This window comes from Rhodopseudomonas sp. RCAM05734, assembly GCF_052658035.1.
Window position 1 is genome coordinate 1,771,894 of the sequence record NZ_CP199742.1, and the last position, 22,330, is coordinate 1,794,223.

Here is a 22,330-nt window from a genome sequence, read left to right on the forward strand (position 1 = left end):
TAATCATCCCTTTACATCAAAGGCTTGGCGGTCATCCGCTCCTTTGGAGGACGTGTTGACGAACTATATTTCGACGCGGGGCGAGGCCCCGACCCTCGGATTTTGCGATGTCATGCTGACCGGGCTCGCCCGTGACGGCGGGCTCTACGTGCCGCAGACTTGGCCGCAGCTGAGCCCACAGGCCATCGCCGGGCTGTTCGGGCGGCCGTATTGGGAGGTTGCCGTCGAGGTGATCCGCCCGTTCGTGGCCGGCGAGATTTCCGACGACGATCTCGGACGCATGGCCAACGAGGCCTACGCCACCTTCCGCCATCCCGCCGTGGTGCCGCTCGATCAGACCGCGCCGAACCAGTTCGTGCTCGAGCTGTTCCATGGCCCGACGCTGGCGTTCAAGGACGTGGCGATGCAACTGATCGCCCGGCTGATGGATCACGTGCTGGCCAAGCGCAACCAGCGAACCACCATCGTGGTCGCCACCTCCGGTGACACCGGCGGCGCCGCCGTGGACGCCTTCGCCGGTCGCGACAATGTCGACCTGATCGTGCTGTTTCCCCACGGCCGGATCTCCGACGTGCAGCGTCGCATGATGACCACGTCGGGCGCGTCGAACATCCACGCACTGTCCGTCGAAGGTCACTTCGACGATTGCCAGGCGCTGGTGAAGGGACTGTTCAACCACCACAGCTTCCGCGATGCGGTGTCGCTGTCCGGCGTCAACTCCATCAACTGGGCGCGTATTGTCGCCCAAGTGGTGTACTACTTCACCTCGGCGGTGGCGCTCGGCGCGCCGCACCGCGAGGTCGACTTCACCGTGCCGACCGGCAATTTCGGCGATATCTTTGCCGGCTACGTCGCCAAGCGCATGGGCCTGCCGGTGCGCAAGCTGCGCGTCGCCGCCAACGTCAACGACATCCTCGACCGCACGCTGAAGACCGGCATCTACGAAGTGCGCGAGGTTCACGCCTCGATGTCGCCGTCGATGGACATCCAGGTATCGTCGAACTTCGAACGCCTTTTGTTCGAGGCCTCCGGCCGTGACGCCGCTTTGATGCGCGGGCTGATGGAATCCCTGAAGCAGTCCGGCCGCTTCGTGCTGCCGGAGTCGCTGCTGTCGGCGATATCAGCCGATTTCGAAGCCGGCCGCGCCGACGAGGACGAAACCGCCGCCGCGATCCGCGCCGCTTGGCGCGAAACCGGTGACCTCGTCGATCCGCACACCGCCGTGGCGCTGGCGGTGGCCGATCGCGACACCACCGAGATGCATGTGCCGAACATCGTGCTGTCCACCGCGCATGCAGCGAAGTTTCCCGATGCGGTTGAAGCCGCCTGCGGCGTCCGCCCGGCCTTGCCGGCCTATCTCGAAGGGCTGATGAGCAAGACAGAACATATCAAGGTCATGAAGAATGACCAAAGCGACATCGAGCGGTTCGTGCTGTCTGTCAGTCGCGCTGCGAAGCAGGGAGCCATCTGATGAGCGTCGAAGTCACCAAGCTGCCCTCGGGCCTGACGGTCGTCACCGATTCCATGCCGCATCTGGAAACCGCCGCCCTGGGTGTCTGGACCGGCGTCGGCGGCCGTGACGAGAAGCCGAACGAGCACGGCATCTCGCATCTGCTCGAACACATGGCGTTCAAGGGCACCAAGCGGCGCTCGTCGCGCGAGATCGTCGAAGAGATCGAGGCGGTCGGCGGCGACCTCAATGCCGGCACCTCCACCGAGACCACCGCCTATTATGCCCGCGTCATGAAGGACGACGTGCCGCTAGCGCTCGACGTGCTCTCGGACATTCTCGCCAATCCGTCCTTCGTGCCCGACGAGCTGGAGCGCGAGAAGAGCGTCATCGTGCAGGAGATCGGGGCGGCACAGGACACCCCGGACGACGTGGTGTTCGAACATCTCAACGAGCTCTGCTATCCCGACCAGCCGATGGGCCGCTCCTTGCTCGGCACCGCCAAGACGCTGAAGGCCTTCGACCGCGACACGCTGCAGAACTACCTGTCGACGCATTACCGCGGTCCGGAGATGGTGGTCGCCGCCGCCGGGGCCGTCGATCACAAGCGCGTGGTCGAGGAAGTCGCCGAGCGCTTCAAGAGTTTCGATTCCACCCCGGCGCCCAAGCCGCAGTCGGCGATGTTCGGCAAGGGCGGCTCCCGCGTGGTGCATCGCGACCTCGAGCAGGCGCATATGACGCTGGCGCTGGAAGGCGTGCCGCAGTCGGACCTGTCGCTGTTCAGCCTGCAGGTGTTCAGCAACATTCTCGGCGGCGGGATGTCGTCGCGGCTGTTCCAGGAGGTCCGCGAAAAGCGCGGCCTGTGCTATTCGATCTACACCTTCCATGCGCCCTATTCGGACACCGGTTTCTTCGGGCTCTATACCGGCACCGATCCGGCCGATGCGCCGGAGATGATGGAAGTCATCGTCGACGTCATCAACGACGCTGTGGAAACCCTCACCGAGGCCGAGATCAACCGCGCCAAGGCGCAGATGAAGGCCGGCCTGCTGATGGCGCTGGAAAGCTGCAGCTCGCGCGCCGAACAGCTGGCCCGGCACATGCTGGCCTATGGCCGGCCGCTCACCGTGCCGGAGCTGATGGGCCGGATCGACGCGGTCAGCGTCGAGACAACCCGCAACGCCGCGCACGGCCTGCTGTCGCGCAGCCGTCCCGCAGTGGTGGCGCTGGGCAGCGGCCGGGGTCTGGACAGCGCGGTGGGTTTTGCCGAAGGTTTGACCCACGTGAAGGACAAAGCCCAGCTACACTGACGCGGATCTCTTTTCGCGGCCCAGGGGGACGCCAGCATGGCGCTGTTTCGCTTACCATCGAACCTACCGGCGGCGCTTGCGCCGCGCGGCTACGGTCTGCTGCTGCGCGGGCCGGTCATGGCCGACTTCCCGCAATGGGCCGACCTGCGCGAACACAGCCGGGCTTACCTGACGCCATGGGAGCCGATCTGGCCGTCGGACGACCTGACCCGCGCCGGCTTCCGGCGCCGGCTGCGCCGCTACGCCGAGGATGTCGCCGCCGATCGCGCCTATCCGTTCCTGGTGTTTCGCGAATCCGACGGCACGCTGGTTGGCGGGGTGACCCTGGCCAACGTCCGGCGCGGCATCGTGCAGGCCGCCACAGTCGGCTACTGGGTCGGCCAGCCCTACGCCCATCAGGGCTACATGACCGCAGCGCTGCGGGTGCTGCTGCCCAGCCTGTTCGGCGAACTCAACCTGCACCGCGTCGAGGCCGCCTGCATTCCCACCAACACCCCGTCGATCCGGGTGCTGGAGAAATGCGGCTTTACCCGCGAGGGCCTCGCCCGCCGTTACCTGTGCATCAACGGCGTCTGGCAGGACCACCTGCTATTCGGCATCCTCCACGAGGATTTGCGGGGGTAGGGCCCGCCCCCCGGACGCGGTGCATCTGCCATCGCGCAGCGATGGTGGTGCTCCGCAGATCCGGGGTCCCGGTTGTCGCGAAATGCACCGGGATCCCGGATCTGCGCAGCGGCATGGCGGCGATGCAAGAGCATCGCCTGAGAATGCCGCAGCGCGTCGGGGAAGCGGTCTCCCACGCCATGCCTTGGGTTCGCCGCCATTGCGCTGTTATAAGGCCGCGTGCGGATCGGGGGCGATCGGCGGGCTATCGAGTTTCGGGGATATCCAGACAATGCGTGAGTTTCTGACGATGCAGGCCGCCGGCCGCGCCGCAACGCTGCGTAATCTTGCCGTGCTGGCAGTGGCCGGGGTCGCGTTGACCGGCTGCGGCGGCGGCAGCATGTTCGGCGGCGGTTCGCCGGGCGGCAGCCCCAGCCCGTCGATGACCGATCGCTTCAGCCGGCTGTTTACAGGCAAGTCCACCGAGGTCGGTGCACCACAGTCGCCGCAGACCGACGAGAACGACCTGACCTGTCCCTCGGTCAGCATCCGTCCGGGCGCCTCGACCTATGCGGTGGCCGCGCCCGGCAAGCAGGCCATCGGCAATGACCTGCGCTACCAAGCGACCATCACCCGCACTGCGCGCGACTGCAATCTGCAGAATGGTCAGGTCAACGTGCGGATCGGCATCCAGGGCCGGGTCATCGCCGGCCCGTCCGGCGCGCCTGCCAGCGTCGACGTGCCGCTTCGCGTCGCCGTGGTGCAGGAGGGCGTCACGCCGAAGACGATCGTCACCAAGGTCTACCAGACCACGGTGCAGATGGGCACCGACACCAGCGTGCCGTTCAGCCTGGTCGGTGAGGATCTGTCCTATCCGGTCCCGGTCGGCGCCGCCGGCGATTCCTATATTTTCTACATCGGCTTCGATCCGCAGGCCTTGAAGCCCGAGCGCCCGGCGCCGCGCAGCCGCAAGCGGTAGCGCGACCTACGCATCCTCGCCGGCCAGCGCGGCTTTCGCCGCCGCGCGCCGGCTGCGCTGCCACCACCAGGTGGCGGCGCCGACGCCAAGGGCCAGCAGCAGCACCGTGGGCATCCAGTAATGCTTGGCGGTGACTTCCAGCCCGGAGAACCCGCCGGCGCGGTCCAGCACCGACACCGCCAGCACGCCCGGCAGCACATGGGCTGGTGCCCACAGCAAAACCGCCAGGATGTTCACCGTGTAGAATCTCGCCGGAGCCATCCCCAATGCGCCGGCGGTCACCGGCACGAAGGCGCGGATCGGCGGAACGAAGCGGCCGAAGAACACCGCCCAGGTGCCGAAACGGCCGAAGAACGCCTCGCTCTGCGCGGCCGCCCCGGGATAGCGCGACATCGGCCAGGCGTTGAGAATGTTGCGCTGCTGGACATGCCCGACCCAGAAGGCAGTGCCGTCGCCGAGCACCGCGCCGGCGGCTGCCGCCAACAATACGCCGATCAGGTCGAGCTCGCCGCCGGGAACCAGCGCGCTCAGCGCCAGGATGATGGTCGAGCCGGGAATCACCGAGCCGACCACCGGCACCGCCTCCAGCCATGCGGCGAGGAACAGCACGAGATAACCAAGCCAGCCATGGGCGGCGATGAAATGCGTCAGCCAGTCGATCGATGAGGTCACGTGTGTCCTGTTCCTTCAGGGGCCTGACGCAAGGCCCCGTACAATATCATCAGCCAACACCGACCACGCGGCTGCGATCCGGGCCAGCCGCATGGAATCGGGTCGCGCCAGCACCGCCTGATTCGCAGGGCAGCCTTCCAAATTCCGCAGCGAATGCCTATCTTCATGATAAGGCTTGGGAACTTTGATTGCACCGCGGGCTTCTGCCGGCCCCGGTCCTCTGCTACGTTCCCACCAGTACCCCATCCGCAGCCATTTCAGATCTGGTTTCGGGACATTCCGGGACCACGGAGGATTGATGACCGCCGCCATATCCAAAGCCCACGACACCTCCGGATCTCTCACCGGCATTCCCGATATGAAAGTGTCGGTTCGGAAGGTCTTCGGCATCGACAGCGACCTCGAAGTGCCGGCCTTTTCCCAGGGCGACCCCCACGTGCCGGACGTCGACTCGGACTACCGCTTCGACCGCAACACCACCCTCGCCATTCTCGCCGGCTTTGCCCACAACCGCCGTGTGATGGTCACCGGCTTTCACGGCACCGGCAAGTCGACCCATATCGAGCAGGTCGCGGCTCGGCTCAACTGGCCCTGCGTGCGCGTCAACCTCGACAGCCACATCAGCCGCATCGACCTGGTCGGCAAGGACTCCATCGTGGTCCGCGACGGCAAGCAGGTTACCGAATTCCGCGACGGCATCCTGCCTTGGGCGCTGCAGCACAACATCGCGCTGGTGTTCGACGAATACGACGCCGGCCGTCCCGACGTGATGTTCGTGATCCAGCGCGTGCTGGAAGTCTCCGGCCGCCTGACCCTGCTCGACCAGAACAAGGTGATCAAGCCGCACCCGTCGTTCCGGCTGTTTTCGACCGCCAACACCATCGGCCTCGGCGACACCTCGGGCCTCTATCACGGCACCCAGCAGATCAACCAGGGCCAGATGGACCGCTGGTCGATCGTCACCACGCTAAACTATCTGGCCCATGACGAGGAAGTCGAGATCGTGCTGGCCAAGGCCAAGCACTACCGCAACCCGGAAGGGCGCGACATCGTCAACAAGATGGTGCGGCTGGCCGATCTGACCCGCAACGCCTTCGCCAATGGCGATCTGTCCACGGTGATGAGCCCGCGCACGGTGATCACCTGGGCCGAGAACGCCGAGATCTTCAGCGACATCGGCTTCGCGTTCCGCGTCACCTTCCTGAACAAGTGCGACGAGCTGGAACGCCCGCTGGTCGCCGAGTTCTACCAGCGCTGCTTCAACGCCGAACTGCCGGAAAGCTCGGTCAACGTCGCGCTGAGCTGACTCTTACTTCCCCTCTCCCCGGGGGCAGCGAAGCTGCACCTGGCGGGAGAGGGTGGATCGAAACCGCGAAGCGGGTTCGAGCCGGGAGAGGGGCGGTGCCAAACAATCCCCTTCTCCCGCCTTCGCTCCGCCGTAGCCGATGCGAAGCATCGGCGTTATTTTATAACGGCGGCCTGAAAGCCGCCTGCGCACCCTCTCCCGCCTCGCGCAGCTTCGCTGCGCGGGGGGAGAGGGGAAGGAAGCGAATGCGATGACCACACCCACCACCAACAAGTTCCGCCCGGGCGCCAAGGAAGCTCCCACCGAGCCGTTCAAGCGCGCGGTGACGTCGTGCCTGCGCGCCATAGCCAAGTCGCCGGAACTCGAAGTCAGTTTCGCCGCCGAACGCCCCGGCCTGTCGCCGGGCAAGGCGCGGCTGCCCGAGCCCGCGCGAAAGATGAGCAAGCGCGACGCCGCCATCGTGCGCGGCCACGCCGACTCCATCGCGCTGAAGCTCGCCTGTCACGATCCCAAGGTGCATCGCAAGCTGATGCCCGGCAATCCGCAGGCGCGCGGCGTGTTCGAGGCGGTCGAGCAGGCCCGCGTCGAGGCGATCGGCTCGCGCCGCATGGCCGGCGTGGCCAAGAACCTCACCGCGATGCTCGACGATCACTTTCATCGCGGCAAGTTCGACGAGATCACCGATCGCGCCGACGCGCCGTTGTCCGACGCGCTGGCGATGCTGGTGCGCGAACGGCTGACCGGTCTCGCGCCGCCTGCTGCGGCCAAGAAGATGGTCGACCTGTGGCGCCCGATCCTCGAGGACAAGATCGGCGCCCGCCTCGACCAGCTCGGCGACCTCACCGAGAACCAGGCCAAATTCGGCGATGCCGTGCATGACCTGCTGTCGGCGCTGGAGCTCGGCGACGAGCGCAACGCCGAGGCCGACGACGACGACAGCCAGGACGAGAACGAAGAGGGCGAGAGCGATCAGTCCGGCGGCGAAGGTTCGCCGGATTCCGACGCCGCGCAGGAGATGAGCGCCGACCAGGCGCAGCAGACCTCGGACGAAATGTCCGAGAGCGCCATGGAAAGCGCGCAGGCCTCCACGTCGGATACGTTCGACGACGGCGAACTCGGCGACGACGAGACGCCGGGCGAGGCCACGCGACCGAATTCCCGCGGCCAGAACGAACCGCGCGGCCCGGAATATCACGCCTTCGCGCCGAAGTTCGATGAGGTCATCGCCGCCGAGGACCTGTGCGACCACGACGAACTGGAGCGGCTGCGCAGCTATCTCGACAAGCAGCTGGCGCATCTGCAGGGCGTCGTGGCACGGCTCGCCAACCGCCTGCAGCGCAAGCTGATGGCGCAGCAGAACCGTGCCTGGGAGTTCGATCTCGAGGAAGGCATTCTGGATCCCGCACGTCTCTCCCGTGTGGTGACCGATCCCCATCATCCCCTGTCGTTCATGCACGAGAAGGAAGCGACCTTTCGCGATACGGTCGTCACCCTGCTGCTCGACAATTCCGGCTCGATGCGCGGCCGCCCGATCACCGTGGCGGCGACCTGTGCCGACATTCTGGCGCGCACGCTGGAACGTTGCGGCGTCAAGGTGGAAATCCTGGGCTTCACCACGCGGGCGTGGAAGGGCGGGCAGGCGCGTGAAGCGTGGCTCGCCGCCGGCAAGCCGGCCAATCCCGGCCGCCTCAACGATCTCCGCCACATCATCTACAAGTCCGCCGACGCCCCGTGGCGCCGCGCGCGCAAAAATCTCGGCCTGATGATGCGCGAGGGGCTGCTGAAGGAGAACATCGACGGCGAGGCGCTCGACTGGGCGCACAAGCGCCTGCTCGGTCGCTCCGAGCAGCGCAAGATCCTGATGATGATCTCCGACGGTGCACCGGTCGACGACTCCACGCTGTCGGTCAATCCCGGCAACTATCTCGAGCGGCACCTTCGCTACGTCATCGAGGAGATCGAGACCCGTTCGCCGGTCGAACTGATCGCCATCGGCATCGGCCATGACGTGACGCGCTACTATCGCCGCGCCGTGACCATCGTCGACGCCGAAGAACTTGGCGGCGCCATCACCGAAAAGCTCGCGGAGCTGTTCAGCGAGACTGCGGGCGCCGCACCGACTCACGGCAGGCGCCGGCGCAAGTCGAACTAATAAGAATGAAAGTGTTCCGGCCGGTGCGCTCCCTCCTCCCTGCGCGAAGCGAAGCTTCGCCAGGTGGGGGAGGGGAGCCCACCAGCCGCCGTGTTTTTCTATCGGCAGCTGTCGCAACGACGCTCACCTCAACCATTGCACTCCCTCGCTCCGCCCATGCCCAGGACACGCCGGTCCCGCCCACCGCCCGTGCGCCGGAAGCCATCGAGGTCGTCGCCCGTCCAATCACCTCGTTCGATCCGCGCGATCGCAGCCATGTCAGGTTCGGATCGCTGCATTATCGCAGCGGTCTCGTGCTGACCTCGTCGTTCCGCGACTTCGGCGGCCTGTCGGCGTTGCGGCTCGACGCGGTGGGTGAGAAATTCGTCGCCATCAGCGACAAGGGCCACTGGTTCACCGGGCGAATCCAATATCGCGATGGCGCCATGGTCGACCTCGTGGATGTGGAATCCGCGCCCATGCTCGGTGTCGACGGCCAGCCGCTGGCGGCGCGGAAATGGTACGACACGGAGTCCCTCGCCTTCGACGGCGCCGCTGCCTATGTCGGCATCGAGCGCGTCAACCAGATCGTCAGGTTCGATTTCGGCCGCGACGGCATCCGCGCCCGGGGCACGCCGATCGCGCTGCCGCCCGGCATGCGCAAGCTGCCCAACAACCGGGGCCTTGAAGCCATGGTGGTGGTGGGCAAGGGCCTGCCGCTGGCCGGCACGCTAGTCGCGATGTCCGAGCGCAGCCTCGACGCCGACGGCAACATCGTCGGCTTCCTGATCGGCGGCAAGACCTATGAAAAGGCGCCGGGCAGCTTCGCGGTGCGCCGTTCGGATGGCTACGATATCAGCGATGCGGTGCTGCTGTCGTCCGGCGATCTTCTCGTGCTGGAACGCAAGTTCTCCTGGAGCGGCGGCGCGGGCGTGCGCATTCGCAGGCTGCCGCTCGCTGCGATCGTGCCCGGCGCCACCGTCGATGGGCCGGTGATCTTCGAGGCCGATCTCGGCTACGAGATCGACAATCTCGAGGGCATCGATGCCCATGTGACGGCCGACGGAGAGACCGTGCTGACACTGATCTCCGACGACAATTTCTCCATGCTGCAACGAACGCTGATCCTGCAGTTCGCGCTGGTGGAGTAGGGAGGCTTCCTCGCCCTCCCCCTGAAGGCGGGGTGAGGATTACGCCGCCACGATCATCTTGCGGTGTGAGGCGATCAGCGCGCGGACTTCGGCGGCCGGTTTTGCGGGGCTGAACAGGTAGCCTTGCATCTCGGTGCAACCGAGCGTGCGCAGCAACTGCTTCTGCGCTTCGGTCTCGACGCCTTCCGCGGTGGTGGTCATGCGGCGCGAGCTGGCGATGTTGACCACCGCCTGCACGATGGCCGAGGAGCCGTCGGCCTCGGCGATGTCGGTGACGAAGCAGCGGTCGATCTTGATCTTGTCGAACGGGAAGCGCTGCAGATAGCTCAGGCTGGAATAGCCGGTGCCGAAATCGTCGAGCGCGATACGGACACCGAGCGCGCGCAGCCGGTGCAGGATGCCGAGCGCGACCTCGTCGTCGCGGATCAGCACGGCTTCGGTGATTTCCAGCTCAAGCCGCTCCGGCGCCAGCCCGGAGGTGACCAGCGCGGCCGCCACCTTGAGCGCCAGTAGATGGCTGCGGAACTGGACCGGCGAGACGTTGACCGCCAGCCGGATGTCGTCCGGCCAGCTCGCGGCTTCCATGCAGGCGGTGGTCAGCACCCATTCGCCGAGCTGGTTGATGACGCCGATGTCCTCGGCGACCGGAATGAATTCGGCCGGCGAGATCATGCCGCGCACCGGATGGCGCCAGCGCAGCAGTGCCTCGCAGCCGGTGATTGCGTCGTCGGCGAGCCGCAGCAGCGGCTGGTAGTAGATCTCGAATCCGCCCTTGATGAAGCCGCCGTCGGCGATGGCGTCGCGCAGGTCGTGCTCCAGGGTGCGGCGGGCCTGCACGCGGGCATCCATCGCCGGCTCGAAGAAGCGATAGGTGCGGCGACCGTCCGCCTTGGCGGCGTACATCGCCAAGTCGGCATTCTTCAGCAGCTGGTCGAGGTCGCTGCCGTCGCGCGGTGCCAGTGCGATGCCGATCGAGGCGTCGGTGAGCAGCCGGTGGCCGAGGCATTCGAACGGCTCGCGGATGGCCTCATAGATATGCGCCACCAGTGCAACGATGTCGCTCTGGTCCTTGACGTCGGTCTGCACGATGGCGAATTCGTCGCCGCCGAGCCGCGCCACCACGTCGCGGCTGCGCACGCATTCCCTCAGCCGTTCCGCCACCAGTTTCAGCAGCTCGTCGCCGACGGGATGGCCGAGCGAATCGTTGATGCCCTTGAACTCGTCGATGTCGATGTAGATCACCGCGCAGTTCTGGCCGCGCGCGACCCGCGTCAGTTCATGCGCGAGCTGGTCGCGGAACAGCGTCCGATTCGGCAGATCGGTCAGCGCGTCGTAATGCGCCAGATGGGCGATGCGTTCCTCGGTGCGGCGGCGTTCGGTGATGTCCTCGTGGGTGGCGACCCAGCCGCCGGAGGCGATCGGGTGGCCGAGGATCTGGATCGAGCGGCCGTCCGCGGTCTGCACGATGGCAAGCGTCTCGGTGTGCACCTTGCTCAGCACGCCATCGACATAGCTGTCGATGTCGCCGTGGAACGAGGCCGGTCTCCTTGCGGTGTGCGATCACTTCCCGGAATGTGCAGCCCGGCTTGATGACGTCCGGCGACAGCCGGTACATGGTCATGTAACTCTGGTTGCAGATCACCACGCGGGCCTGGGCGTCGAACAGCAGCAGGCCCTGGGTCATGTTGTTGATGGCGGTATCGAGCCGCTGCTTCTCCAGCGTCAGTTGTGCCTGCGCGAAGCCGTGCTGCCGCGTCACCTGGCGAATGATCAGGACCAGCAGGCCGGCGATGATCAGCACGCACAGTGCCGCGGTGCTGGTCAGGAACCGGGTCTGGGCGCGCCAGTCGGCGAGCACGCCGTCAATGGTCGCCGTGGCCACCAGCACGATGGGGAAATCGCGCAGCAGGCGCACCGAGCTCAGCCGCTCGATGTCGTCCAGCGGATTCCGCACGCGCATGGTGGTGGGCGACTCGCTGCGATTGACGTGCTGCATCAGCGGATCGGAACTGTAATTTTGCCCGATCTGCTCTTCCGTGTGGGGATAGGACGCCAGCAGCGTACCGTCGCGGTGGTACATGGAGATTGCAGAATTCTCCCCGAGCGTCACCGAGGCGAAGAACTGCTCGAACTGCGGCGCCTCGACGTTGCGGGTGACGACGCCGAGGAATTCGCCGTGTGGCCCGGTGAGTTTGCGGGCGAACAGCGTCTTCCATCGCCCGGTCAGGCGGCTGAGCATCGGCTCGACGATTTCCTCGTCCGAGCCCGTCACGCTCGCCTTGAGTGTCTTGAAATAGCTGCGTTCGCTGAGGTCGGCTTCCGGCGCCGGCCAGGACGGCGTCCAGTTGATCGGCTGGCCGTCGGCGTCGACCAGGTTGAGTTCGCCGCTGAACGTGTTGCTGACCTTGGCGCGCAGCATCAGATGCGCGTCATAGCCGGTCATATGCTCTTTGAAATGCTGCGGCGAGGCGACGTCGTGACTGCGCAGGTCGGCGAGCAGGCCGCGCTGGATCCGCTGCAGGTCCTCGAACTGCTGGTCGAAGTGGCGCGTCAGCAGCATGAGCGTGTTTTCGAGCTCGCGCTTGCTGCTTTCCAGCGCACGGTCGCGGAACGTGCCCACGGTGACCGCGGTTCCGATGGCGATGGCGGCAATGGCGAATGCGCCGCTGAGGATCAGCCAGTGCACCGGGTTGCGACGCACCACGGCCTGCTCGGCGCCGCCCACCGAAGCGCCTGCACCACCGCCTTTGCGTCTCCACCAGTTTCTCATGGCATTCCCCTCGGGCACATGAGTACCCCGGAGAAATGGAGGCGGGGTTAGCAAGTCAGGTGAACGGCAGGTTAAGAACAACGTCTGATGATATTATTGTGGCCTGTTTGCCTTGGTTTAGGCCGCAGCGACCTACGCCGCTACCGCATTCGCGCGATGGTGCGCCATCAGTGCGCGCACCTCGGCGGCAGGTTTCGCGGGGCTGAACAGCCAGCCCTGAATCTCGGTGCAGCCGAGCGCGCGCAGCGAGCTGCTTCTGCGCTTCGGTTTCGACGCCCTCCGCGGTGGTGGTCATGTTGCGCGACGCGGCGATGTTGACCACCGCCTGGACGATCGCCGGCGAGCCGTCGATCTCGGCGATGTCGGTGACGAAGCAGCGGTCGATCTTGATCTTGTCGAACGGGAAGCGCTGCAGATAGCTCAGCGATGAATAGCCGGTGCCGAAATCGTCCAGCGCGATGCGGACGCCGAGCGCGCGCAGCCGGTGCAGGATGTCGAGCGCTGCCTCGTCGTCGCGGATCAGCACGGCTTCCGTGATCTCCAGTTCCAGACGCTGCGGGCACAATCCGGACTGCGCCAGCGCCGCGGAGACCTTCAGCGCCAGAGACTGGCTGCGGAACTGGATAGGCGAGACGTTGACCGCGATCTTGATATCGTCGGGCCAGTTGGCCGCTTCCGCGCAGGCGGTGGCCAGCACCCATTCGCCGATCTCGTCGACGACGCCGATCTCCTCGGCGATCGGAATGAATTCGGCCGGGGAGATCATGCCGCGCACTGGATGGCGCCAGCGCAGCAGCGCCTCGCAGCCAGACACCGCGTCGTCGGCGAGCCGCAGCAGCGGCTGGTAATGGACTTCGAAGCCGCCCGCGACGAAGCTGCCGTCGGCGATCGCTTCGCGCAACTCCTGCTCGAGGGTGCGGCGCGCCTGGATGCTGGCGTCCATCCTCGGTTCGAAGAAGCGGTAGGTGCGGCGGCCATCTGCCTTGGCGCCGTACATCGCCAGATCGGCATTTCTCAACGAGCTGGTCGATATCCGTGCCGTCCTGCGGCGCCAGCGCGATGCCGATGCTGGCGTCGGTGAGCAGGCGATGGCCGAGGCATTCGAACGGTTCGCGGATGGCTTCATGGATCCGTGCCACCAGCGCGACGGTCTCGTCGCGGTCGCCGAGGTCGGTCTGGACGATGGCGAATTCGTCGCCGCCGAGTCGCGCCACCACGCCCGGACTGCTCACGCAGCCCCGCAGCCGTTGCGCCACCGCCTGCAGCAGCGCGTCACCGACCGGGTGGCCGAGTGAATCGTTGATGCCCTTGAACTCGTCCATGTCGATGTAGATCACCGCGCAGTTCCGGTCGCGCGGCAGCCGCGTCAGTTCCTGGTCGAGCAGGTTGCGGAACAGCGTACGGTTCGGCAGATCGGTCAGCGCGTCGTAGTGGGCCAGATGCGCGATGCGGTCCTCGGCGTGGTGACGTTCGGTGATGTCCTCATGGGTGGCGACCCAGCCGCCGCCAGCGATCGAGCGGGGCAGGATCTGGATCACACGGCCGTCCAGCGTATCCGCCGTGATGGCGGTCGAGCTGTCGACGGCCAGGGTCATCTGTGAGCAATAGGCGTCGATATCGCCCTTGAGTGAACCGTTGGCATGGCGCACCGCCACCGCGTCGCGGAACAGCGACCCTGGCCTGACGGCGCCCGCTGACAGCCGGTACATGTCGAGATAGCTCTGGTTGACCACGACGACGCGGCTCTCTGCGTCGAACAGGATCAGTCCCTGGGTCATGTTGTTGACGGCGGTGTCGAGCCGCTGCTTCTCCAGCGTCAACTGCGCCCGCGAGGCACGGTGCTGCAGCCTGACCTGGCGGATGATCAGCGACAGCAGGCCCACCACGAGCAGCGCCGCGAGCGCCGCCGCGGTGATCGTCAGCCGGGTCTGCGCGCGCCAGTCCGCCAGCGCGCTGTCGATCGGCACGCTGGCCACCAGTGCCATCGGGAAGCCGCTGATCCGCCGGATCGAGGAGAGCCGCTCGCGTCCGTCGACCGGGCTGACACTGATCATCGTCGCCGGCTCGGGACTGGCCTTCATGTGCGCAAGCAAGGCGTCGGGCTTGGCCTTGTGCCCGACCATCTCGATGAGCTGCGGATAGCGCGCCAGCAGCGTGAAGTCCTGGTGCCACAACGCCAGCGTGGTACCCGTGCCGAGCGAGATGGAGGCGAAGAACGCCTCGAACTGCGCGGGTTCGATGCCCCGCGTCACCACGCCCAGGAAGTCACCGTTCGACGCCGACAGCCGGCGGGCGAACAGCGTCTTCCGAGTGCCGGTGGTGCGACTGAGTATCGGCTCGACAATCTCGTCGTCGGCTTCGGGCGGAGCGGCTTTCGCGCGCTGGAAATAGGTGCGGTCGGCGAAGTTGAACACCGGCGCCGGCCATGACGTCGACCAGCCGATCAGGTGGCCGTCGGCGTCGAGCACATTGATGCTGCCGGTGCCGGTGGTGCTCATCTTGGCCTTCAGCAACCGATGCGCCTCGGGACCGCTCATCCGCTCTCTGAAGTGCTCCGCCGAAACGATCCCGCCGGATTGCAGGAAGGCGGCGAGATCTTCCTCCGTGCGCTTGAGGTCGGAGAAGTCCTGCTGGAAATGGCGGGACAGCAGCAGCAGGGTGTTTTCGAGCTCACGCTGGCTCGATGCCAATGCGCGCGCGCGGAAACTGTCCACGGCCATCGTGGTGGCCAGGGCGATGGCCACGATGGCCACTGCGCCGGTGGCCAGCAGCCAGCCCACGGGATTGCGCCGTGTCAACGCGTTGCCAAGCTGCCGTTCCCGTATTCGGACATTCATCATCCGCCCTCTCTCGGCGCCGAGATTACCGATCAGTCATGGAGGCCTCGTTACCAGGCTCGGTAAACCAGCCGTTAAGGTTCGTTCAGAATGGTGCCCGGTGCGCGTGGGGCGAAAATAGCGAGATATGCCATCGGCTTAAGTCGGAAATCGGACGCTTGCGCGGCTGCCGCATCGCCGCGATGGCGCGCGATCAGCGCGCGAATCTCGGCGGCGGGCAGGGCGGCACCGAACAGCCAGCCTTGCATCTCGGTGCAGCCGAGCGTGCGTAGCAGCTGCTTCTGCGCTTCGGTTTCTACGCCCTCTGCGGTGGTGGTCATGTTGCGCGACGCGGCGATGTTGACCACCGCCTGCACGATTGCCGGCGAGCCATTGACCTCGGCGATGTCGGTGACGAAGCAGCGGTCGATCTTGATCTTGTCGAACGGAAACCGATGCAGGTAGCTCAGGCTGGAATAGCCGGTGCCGAAATCGTCCAGCGCGATCCTCACACCGAGCGCGCGCAGCCGGTGCAGCATGTCGAGCGCTGCCTCGTCGTCGGAGATCAGCACCGCCTCGGTGATTTCCAGCTCAAGCCGCTGCGGCCGGAGGCCGGACCGGTCGAGCACTGAGGCGACCTTGAGCGCCAGCGTCCGGCTGCGGAACTGGACCGGGGAGACGTTGACGGAAATCTTGATATCGTCGGGCCAGTTCGCCGCTTCCCGACAGGCGGTGTCGAGCACCCACTCGCCGATCTTGTCGATAACGCCGATCTCTTCGGCCACCGGAATGAACTCCGCGGGCGAGATCATCCCGCGCACCGGATGCCGCCAGCGCAGCAGCGCCTCGCAGCCGCTGATCGCGTCGTCGCTCAGCCGCAAAAGCGGCTGGTATTGGACTTCGAAGCCGCCTTTCGTCAGATTGCCGCCGGCGATCGCCTCGTGCAGTTCCTGCTCGAGGATGCGGCGGCCTTGGATGCGGGCGTCCATCTCCGGCTCGAAGAAGCGGTAGGTGCGACGGCCGTCGGCCTTGGCGCTGTACATCGCCAGGTCGGCATTCTTCAACGGCTGGTCGATATCAGCGCCGTCCTGGGGAGCCAGCGCGACGCCGATGCTGGCGTCGGTGAGCAGGCGATGGCCGAGGCATTCGAACGGCTCGCGGATGGATTCGTAGATCCGATTCACCAGCGCGATGGTCTCGTCGCGGTCGCCGAGGTCGGTCTGGACGATAGCGAATTCGTCGCCGCCGAGCCGCGCCACCACGTCGAAGCTGCGCACGCAGCCCTGCAGCCGTTGCGCCACCGCCTTCAGCAGCGCATCGCCCACGGGATGGCCGAGCGAATCGTTGATGCTCTTGAATTCGTCCATATCGATGTAGATCACGGCGCATTGCTTGCCGCGGGCCACCCAACCCAGTTCCTGGGTCAGCAATTCGTGGAACAGGGTGCGGTTGGGCAGATCGGTCAGCGTATCGTAGTGCGCCAGGTGCGCGATGCGTTCCTCGACGCGGTGCCGCTCGGTGATGTCCTCGTGGGTGGTGACCCAGCCGCCGCCTGCGATCGGCTGGCTGAGCACGTGGACCACGCGTCCATCGTGCAGGTCGACGGTGACAGCTCGCCTTTTCTTGAACTCCTCCACCAGGACGACGCATTTGGAGTCGACATCGCCTTCTTGAAAGACGCCATTGGTTTCGTGATGTCTGATGGCGTCGCGAAACGAGGTGCCGGGCGGGATCGCGTTGGCCGGCAGGTGATACATGTCGAGGTAGCTCTGGTTGACGACGACGGCGCGGGCGTCGGCGTCGAACATCAGCAGTCCTTGATTCATGTTGTTGATGGCGGTATCGAGCCGCTGCTTTTCCCGCGTCACCAGGGTCTGCGCGGCACGGTGTTGGCGTCGGATCTGACGAATGATCAGGAACAGCATCGAGACGATAATCAGCGCCGCGGCTGCTGCGGCCGAGATCATCAGTTTGGTCTGCTCGCGCCAGTCAGCCAAGGCGGCGTCGACGGGGATGCTGGCCATCAGTCCAAGCGGGAAACCGTTCAAACGCCGGATCGAGGTCAGGCGTTCCTGATGGTCAACCGCGCTGACGTTGATCGTTGTCAACGGTTCTGAGTTGGCCTTGAGGTGATCAAGGATGATCTGGTTTTTTACCTTGTAGCCGTCCAGGCCTTCCTTTTGCGGATAGCGGGCGAGCAGCGTGCCGTCTTCATGCCAGACCGCAAAGACTGAGTCCTTTCCAAGTGAAATCGAAGCAAGGAAATTCACGAACTGCCACGGCTGCATGGCACGGCTCACGACACCGAGGAACTCGCCATTCGGCCCGTTCAGACGGCGGGCGAACACAAGTCGCCAGTCGCCGGTGATGCGGCTCACGGTCCCCTGGACGAATTCTTCGTCGGAGCCGGGCAGGCTCTTTGTCAGCTCCTGGAAATAGCTCCGGTCGCTGACATTCAACTTCGGTGCGGGCCACGACGAGGTCCAGTTGAGGTACCAGCCATCGGCGCCGATCAGGTTGATGGTGCCGGTCGCCTTGCGGTTGATTTTTCCCTTCAGTGCCAAGTGTGTTTCGTAGCTTCCCATCTGCCGCGTGAAGTCGGCGGGCGAGTCGATGCCGGCGATCCGCATGGTCGCAGAAAGATCCTTCTCAATCCGCTCGAGGTCGGCGAACTCTTGTTCGTAGTGCCGGGTCAACAGGACCAGGGCGTTTTCCAACTCGCGCTGGTGCGATTGCATGGCGCGGTCGCGGAATGTGTCGATGGCGACGGCAGTGGAGCCTGCAATGATGGCGATCAGGATCGATCCGGTGATGACCAGCCAGCGCACCGAATTGCGACGGGTGAGTGGGTCGTCCGCCTGCTGTTTGACTTGCTGCGAAATCATGATCCGCCTCTGAAAAAGGCAAACCTATCGTCTCAATTGTGGAGAGGATCTTACCGATTTCGCAGTGCGGGATCGCGCAGAGGTAGTATAATGGCGAACGGTGTAAAAAAAGTGAACGCCGTTCCTCGTATGTTCGTTTTCGTACATTGTTTGAGCATCGTTCAGGGTGGGGAGATTTCATCTCCGGCCGGTCGCCGGGGCCCGTATTCCGGCCGCGCGACACCCCCGATCTGGCCGGCCGGGCGGCATCGTGGTAGCGCTCGCGCCGGCGCAATGCGGGGCAGGACACCATGATCCAGGCGGTCATCTTTGATTTCGGCGGGGTGATCACCTCCTCGCCGTTCGAGGCCTTCGCCCGCTATGAGGCCGCGCACGGCCTGCCCGCCGACATCATCCGTCGCACCAATGCGGAAAACCATTTCGAGAACGCCTGGGCGCGGTTCGAACGTGCCGAGCTCGACATCGATGCCTTCGATGCGCTGTTCGCCCAGGAATCGGCAGCGCTCGGCGCCGAGGTGCGCGGCCGCGACGTGGTGGCGTTGCTGTCCGGCGAAATCCGGCCCGAGATGGTCGAGGCGCTGCGCCGCATCAAGGGCGCCTTCAAGACCGGCTGCATCACCAACAACCTGCCGGCCAATGCCATCGGCAGCGCCGGGGGCCGCTCGCTCTACGTGGCCGAGGTCATGACGCTGTTCGACCATGTCATCGAGTCCGCGAAAATCGGACTGCGCAAGCCGGATCCGAAGATCTACGCGATGATGACCGAAGCGCTGTCGGTCGATCCGCAGAACTGCATCTATCTCGACGACCTCGGCGTCAACCTGAAGCCGGCGCGCGCCATGGGCATGACCACTATCAAGGTGACCGATGCGGTGCAGGCGCTGAATGACCTGGAAGCCGCCACCGGCATGGCGCTGCGCTAGTCATGGACGACAGGTTCATCAAGCGGCTGCACAAGAAGGCCAGGAAGGGACGGCGCGGCTGGCCGATGGCCGCCATCGCCTGGTACGGCCCCGATGCCACCCGCGCCACCAAGGTCAATGTCAGCATCCTGCCGGCCTGGGATGCGCCGCCCACGACGATGCGCGCCTGGTCTGGCACCGAAGGCGACGTTCGGCACGACGGCGCCATTGCCGAGGCCGTGCTCGGCTTTATCGCCGAACACAACGCGCTGTCGGTCGGCATCGCGCCCAAGATCCTCGGCTGCCCGCACCAGCAGGGCATCGATTACGAGGGCGACTGGTGCCCGGATCCGGCCTGCGCCTACTGGCACGGCCGCGACCGCTGGACCGGGGAATTGGTGGAGTGATTGCCGGAGGCGCGAATCGGCGCCTGCCGGAACGATCAGGATGGGAAATCGGCTTCCAGAACCTCAATGCGATCGGCATGGATCGACCAGTGGGAGAGGCTTTCGGCCGTGCAGAAGTCGATTTTTGCCAGTTCGGCGGCGTCCTGCCTGTCGATCGCGCCGACTTCGAGCGCGTGCTGGCAGATTTCCCGTTGCTGGCCGTTGTCCCCCACGACGTCTTTCAGGAATCGAACGATGTAGCGCGACATTTTCAATTTCCCCTCGCTGGCAATGCTCTCTAAGGTGTATTTATGGTTGCGGCTGACATCCGCTATTGATGCGGATCAAATCGACACGTACAGGCGCTCAGCGACGCCCTGTATGTCGGGGTCCCTACACCGCGGCTGCGGCTATCAGCCATACCCTAATCCTCCATTTTCCAGCGCGCCGTCCGCTGCATTCGTCAATAGTTGGATCAGCTTGGAGTCCCGATCATGGACAAGACCGTTGCCAGGTTGAACGTCGAGCACTACCGCAAGCTGCTGGCGTCGGAGATCGACGACGCCAAGCGGCGCACCATCACCGCGCTGCTCGCGGCGGAGGAGGCCAAGCTCGCTGCGTCCGAGGCATCGAGCGAGCCGAAGCGCAGCGACGACAGGGCTTGAATTCGGTGCACCAAACGTTGATCGATACAGTGCGGTCGACCACACTTGGTCCGCATCACTTCGAATCACTGTCAGGCTGGGTATGACGAGCGCCGACCCTCCGTTCCATAGCGAGACCACGGCGCCCGCCCCCAGGGCCGGGCAACGGGTGGGGACGTGGCGCCTCGACCCTGCAACGAAGCGCATGACCTGTTCGGACACCGCGCGGGCGCTGTTCGGCGTTCCGCCGGACCGCGAGATCGATCTCGACCTGTTCCTGTCGGGTGTCGACGATGCCGATCGCGGCCCGACGGCGCAGGCGATCCGGCGCTGCATTGGCGGCGGCAGTCATTTCGACGCGCAGTTCAGGGTGCGGCGGCAGCCGGATGTCACCCATTGGGTCCACATGCTCGGCGCCCGCACGGTCGATGCCGACGGCGCGCCGCACAGCCTCGACGGCTTCGTGCTCGATATCGATGAGGACAAGCGCCTGCAACTGGCGCTCAAGCTGCGCGAGAATCACTTCCGCTCGATTCTCGACACCGCGCCGGAGGCGATGATCGTCATCGACGAGCGCGGCATCATTCAGTTTTTCAGCCGCGCCGCCGAACGGCAGTTCGGCTACCCGGCCGACGAGGTGGTCGGCACCAACATCCGCGTGCTGATGCCGGAGCCGGATCGCGGCAATCACGACGCCTATCTGGCGCGCTATCTGGCCACCGGCGACCGCCACATCATCGGCATCGGCCGTGTCGTCACCGCCCGCCGCAAGGATGGCGAGCTGTTCCCCATGCATCTGACCATCGGCGAGATGCAGTCCGAGGGCCGGCCGTATTTCACCGGCTTCATGCGCGACCTCACCGAACAGCAGCAGACAAGGGTGCGGCTGCAGGAGCTGCAGTCAGAACTGGTCCATGTCTCCAGACTCAGCGCCATGGGCGAGATGGCTTCGGCGCTGGCCCATGAGCTGAACCAGCCGCTGTCGGCGATCAGCAATTACATGAAGGGCTCGCGGCGGCTGCTCGCCGGCAGCATCGATCCCAACGCCGCGCGCATCGAGGCGGCGCTCGACCGCGCCTCGGAGCAGGCGATCCGCGCCGGCCAGATCATCCGCCGGCTGCGCAATTTCGTGCTGCGCGAGGCGTCCGAGAAGCGCATCGAAAGCCTGGCGCGGCTGGTAGAGGAGGCTGCGGCGCTCGGCCTCAGCGGCGCCGGCGAACAGGGCGTGACGCTGCGTTTCCATCTCGATCCGGCCTGCGACATGGTCCATGCCGATCGCGTCCAGGTGCAGCAGATCCTGGTCAACCTGTTCCGCAACGCGCTGGAGGCGATGTCGCAGACTAGGCGCCGCGAGCTCACCGTGTCCAGCGCCCCCTCCGCCGACGACATGGTCGAGATCGCCGTCGCGGACACCGGCCACGGCTTCGGCGTCGACATGCCCGTCAAGCTGTTTCAGCCATTCTACACCACCAAGGAAAGCGGTATGGGCATCGGGCTGTCGATCAGCCGCACCATCGTGGAGACCCATGGCGGCCGGATGTGGGCCGGCAGCAACGACGCCGGCGGGGCCACCTTCTTCTTCACGCTGCCGGTCGCCTCCATCAGGGAAACGGTGCATGTCGCAGAGTAACCGCCTTGTCTATGTCATCGACGACGATCCGGCGATGCGCGACTCGCTGGATTTCCTGCTCGGCGCCGCCGGCTTTGCGGTCCGGCTGTTCGAAAATGCCGAGGCGTTTCTCGGCGAACTGCCCGGCCTTGGCGCCGGCGCCGGCGCCGGCTGCGTGCTGACCGACGTCCGCATGCCCGGCACCGACGGCATCGAGCTGCTGCGCCGGCTCAATGCCGACAGCGCCAATAAGCTGCCGGTGATTGTCATGACCGGCCATGGCGACATTCCGCTGGCGGTGGAGGCGATGAAGCTGGGCGCGCTGGATTTCCTCGAAAAGCCGTTCGAGGACGAGCGGCTGGTGGCGGTGATCGAGACCGCGCTGCGGCGCAACGGCGGCGGCGATCCGGCGCCGGACCACGACGACATGCGGGCGCGGCTGGCGTCGCTGTCGCAGCGCGAGCTGCAGGTCATGAAGGGCCTGGTCACCGGCCAGTCCAACAAGCTGATCGCGCGCGATTACGACATCAGCCCGCGTACGGTTGAAGTGTACCGTGCCAACGTCATGACCAAGATGCAGGCCGCCAACATCACCGATCTGGTCCGCTTCGCCATGCGCGCCGGGCTTTTTGACGAATGAAAGACAGTGGATTGAGGCAGGTCAATTCGGGTCGCCGGCCCCCCGGCTAACCTCAAAGCATGACCGGTATTCAGCC

The 22,330-nt window shown here is 65.6% G+C and carries 16 protein-coding genes and 2 pseudogenes; 12 read left to right on the forward strand and 6 right to left on the reverse strand.

Annotated elements, in window-relative coordinates; all coding sequences use genetic code 11:
* Window positions 1–55 precede the first annotated feature (55 nt).
* The 4 genes from thrC to ACUXVA_RS08520 all read left to right on the forward strand — a co-directional run bounded on the left by thrC (window position 56) and on the right by ACUXVA_RS08520 (window position 4,342).
* On the forward strand, window positions 56–1,471 hold the full coding sequence (thrC, locus tag ACUXVA_RS08505) for a threonine synthase (RefSeq protein ID WP_265080705.1): 1,416 nt from the start codon (window positions 56–58) through the stop codon (window positions 1,469–1,471).
* The gene (locus ACUXVA_RS08510; RefSeq protein ID WP_265080704.1) at window positions 1,471–2,760 is read left to right on the forward strand and encodes a M16 family metallopeptidase; all 1,290 of its coding nucleotides are present in this window, start codon (window positions 1,471–1,473) and stop codon (window positions 2,758–2,760) included. The genes thrC and ACUXVA_RS08510 overlap by 1 nt, the downstream gene beginning before the upstream one ends.
* Window positions 2,761–2,796: 36 nt before the next feature.
* Complete coding sequence (locus ACUXVA_RS08515; protein WP_265080703.1) at window positions 2,797–3,384, forward strand: GNAT family N-acetyltransferase; 588 nt, start codon at window positions 2,797–2,799, stop codon at window positions 3,382–3,384.
* Window positions 3,385–3,655: 271 nt separating this feature from the next.
* On the forward strand, window positions 3,656–4,342 hold the full coding sequence (locus tag ACUXVA_RS08520; protein ID WP_445491640.1) for a hypothetical protein: 687 nt from the start codon (window positions 3,656–3,658) through the stop codon (window positions 4,340–4,342).
* A gap of 6 nt (window positions 4,343–4,348) precedes the next feature.
* On the opposite strand, the gene ACUXVA_RS08525 is transcribed toward ACUXVA_RS08520, so the two are convergent.
* Window positions 4,349–5,014 (reverse strand): DedA family protein, encoded by a 666-nt coding sequence (locus ACUXVA_RS08525; protein ID WP_265080701.1) that lies wholly within the window; start codon window positions 5,012–5,014, stop codon window positions 4,349–4,351.
* A 298-nt stretch (window positions 5,015–5,312) separates the two neighbouring features.
* Between ACUXVA_RS08525 and cobS the strand changes: the two genes are divergently transcribed.
* From cobS to ACUXVA_RS08540, 3 genes are all read left to right on the forward strand, one after another.
* Window positions 5,313–6,320, forward strand: coding sequence for a cobaltochelatase subunit CobS (gene cobS, locus ACUXVA_RS08530; protein ID WP_265080700.1), 1,008 nt, complete (start codon window positions 5,313–5,315; stop codon window positions 6,318–6,320).
* 250 nt (window positions 6,321–6,570) lie between these two features.
* Window positions 6,571–8,472, forward strand: a complete 1,902-nt coding sequence (gene cobT, locus ACUXVA_RS08535; protein ID WP_265080699.1) for a cobaltochelatase subunit CobT — start codon at window positions 6,571–6,573, stop codon at window positions 8,470–8,472.
* Window positions 8,473–8,495: 23 nt separating this feature from the next.
* Window positions 8,496–9,602 (forward strand): esterase-like activity of phytase family protein, encoded by a 1,107-nt coding sequence (locus tag ACUXVA_RS08540; protein WP_445491643.1) that lies wholly within the window; start codon window positions 8,496–8,498, stop codon window positions 9,600–9,602.
* A 39-nt stretch (window positions 9,603–9,641) separates the two neighbouring features.
* Here the strand turns inward: ACUXVA_RS08540 and ACUXVA_RS08545 are convergent, their stop codons facing one another.
* The 4 genes and pseudogenes from ACUXVA_RS08545 to ACUXVA_RS08560 all read right to left on the reverse strand — a co-directional run bounded on the left by ACUXVA_RS08545 (window position 9,642) and on the right by ACUXVA_RS08560 (window position 18,073).
* Window positions 9,642–11,066, reverse strand: coding sequence for a putative bifunctional diguanylate cyclase/phosphodiesterase (locus ACUXVA_RS08545; protein ID WP_445491646.1), 1,425 nt, complete (start codon window positions 11,064–11,066; stop codon window positions 9,642–9,644).
* 70 nt (window positions 11,067–11,136) lie between these two features.
* Window positions 11,137–12,372 (reverse strand): annotated as a pseudogene (locus ACUXVA_RS08550) (PAS-domain containing protein); the annotation flags it as partial.
* A gap of 132 nt (window positions 12,373–12,504) precedes the next feature.
* Window positions 12,505–15,209 (reverse strand): annotated as a pseudogene (locus ACUXVA_RS08555) (bifunctional diguanylate cyclase/phosphodiesterase).
* 74 nt (window positions 15,210–15,283) lie between these two features.
* Window positions 15,284–18,073, reverse strand: coding sequence for a bifunctional diguanylate cyclase/phosphodiesterase (locus ACUXVA_RS08560; RefSeq protein ID WP_445491648.1), 2,790 nt, complete (start codon window positions 18,071–18,073; stop codon window positions 15,284–15,286).
* A gap of 290 nt (window positions 18,074–18,363) precedes the next feature.
* Between ACUXVA_RS08560 and ACUXVA_RS08565 the strand changes: the two genes are divergently transcribed.
* Both ACUXVA_RS08565 and ACUXVA_RS08570 read left to right on the forward strand, forming a co-directional pair.
* Window positions 18,364–18,996, forward strand: a complete 633-nt coding sequence (locus ACUXVA_RS08565; protein ID WP_265080696.1) for an HAD-IA family hydrolase — start codon at window positions 18,364–18,366, stop codon at window positions 18,994–18,996.
* 2 nt (window positions 18,997–18,998) lie between these two features.
* Entirely contained in the window at window positions 18,999–19,382 is a 384-nt protein-coding gene (locus ACUXVA_RS08570) for a hypothetical protein (RefSeq protein ID WP_265080695.1), read from the forward strand.
* 35 nt (window positions 19,383–19,417) lie between these two features.
* On the opposite strand, the gene ACUXVA_RS08575 is transcribed toward ACUXVA_RS08570, so the two are convergent.
* Window positions 19,418–19,630, reverse strand: a complete 213-nt coding sequence (locus ACUXVA_RS08575; RefSeq protein ID WP_265080694.1) for a hypothetical protein — start codon at window positions 19,628–19,630, stop codon at window positions 19,418–19,420.
* A 225-nt stretch (window positions 19,631–19,855) separates the two neighbouring features.
* On the opposite strand from ACUXVA_RS08575, the gene ACUXVA_RS08580 reads away from it, so the two are divergent.
* The 3 genes from ACUXVA_RS08580 (at window position 19,856) to fixJ (ending at window position 22,254) form a co-directional block, all read left to right on the forward strand.
* The gene (locus ACUXVA_RS08580; RefSeq protein ID WP_265080693.1) at window positions 19,856–20,026 is read left to right on the forward strand and encodes a hypothetical protein; all 171 of its coding nucleotides are present in this window, start codon (window positions 19,856–19,858) and stop codon (window positions 20,024–20,026) included.
* Between the two features lie 82 nt (window positions 20,027–20,108).
* Complete coding sequence (locus ACUXVA_RS08585; protein ID WP_265080692.1) at window positions 20,109–21,635, forward strand: sensor histidine kinase; 1,527 nt, start codon at window positions 20,109–20,111, stop codon at window positions 21,633–21,635.
* Window positions 21,622–22,254: a response regulator FixJ gene (gene fixJ, locus ACUXVA_RS08590; protein WP_265080691.1), complete on the forward strand. Its 633-nt coding sequence runs from the start codon at window positions 21,622–21,624 to the stop codon at window positions 22,252–22,254. Before ACUXVA_RS08585 ends, fixJ begins: the two co-directional genes overlap by 14 nt.
* Window positions 22,255–22,330: the final 76 nt, after the last annotated feature.

Bases quoted from the DNA above. Each gene is read 5' to 3' on its own strand.
- cobT (WP_265080699.1), top strand. From the start codon at position 6,571: ATGACCACACCCACCACCAACAAGTTCCGCCCGGGCGCCAAGGAAGCT.
- ACUXVA_RS08510 (WP_265080704.1), top strand. From the start codon at position 1,471: ATGAGCGTCGAAGTCACCAAGCTGCCCTCGGGCCTGACGGTCGTCACC.
- fixJ (WP_265080691.1), top strand. From the start codon at position 21,622: ATGTCGCAGAGTAACCGCCTTGTCTATGTCATCGACGACGATCCGGCG.
- ACUXVA_RS08565 (WP_265080696.1), top strand. From the start codon at position 18,364: ATGATCCAGGCGGTCATCTTTGATTTCGGCGGGGTGATCACCTCCTCG.
- cobS (WP_265080700.1), top strand. From the start codon at position 5,313: ATGACCGCCGCCATATCCAAAGCCCACGACACCTCCGGATCTCTCACC.
- ACUXVA_RS08580 (WP_265080693.1), top strand. From the start codon at position 19,856: ATGGACAAGACCGTTGCCAGGTTGAACGTCGAGCACTACCGCAAGCTG.
- ACUXVA_RS08560 (WP_445491648.1), bottom strand. From the start codon at position 18,073: ATGATTTCGCAGCAAGTCAAACAGCAGGCGGACGACCCACTCACCCGT.
- ACUXVA_RS08585 (WP_265080692.1), top strand. From the start codon at position 20,109: ATGACGAGCGCCGACCCTCCGTTCCATAGCGAGACCACGGCGCCCGCC.
- ACUXVA_RS08575 (WP_265080694.1), bottom strand. From the start codon at position 19,630: ATGTCGCGCTACATCGTTCGATTCCTGAAAGACGTCGTGGGGGACAAC.
- ACUXVA_RS08570 (WP_265080695.1), top strand. From the start codon at position 18,999: ATGGACGACAGGTTCATCAAGCGGCTGCACAAGAAGGCCAGGAAGGGA.
- ACUXVA_RS08520 (WP_445491640.1), top strand. From the start codon at position 3,656: ATGCGTGAGTTTCTGACGATGCAGGCCGCCGGCCGCGCCGCAACGCTG.
- ACUXVA_RS08515 (WP_265080703.1), top strand. From the start codon at position 2,797: ATGGCGCTGTTTCGCTTACCATCGAACCTACCGGCGGCGCTTGCGCCG.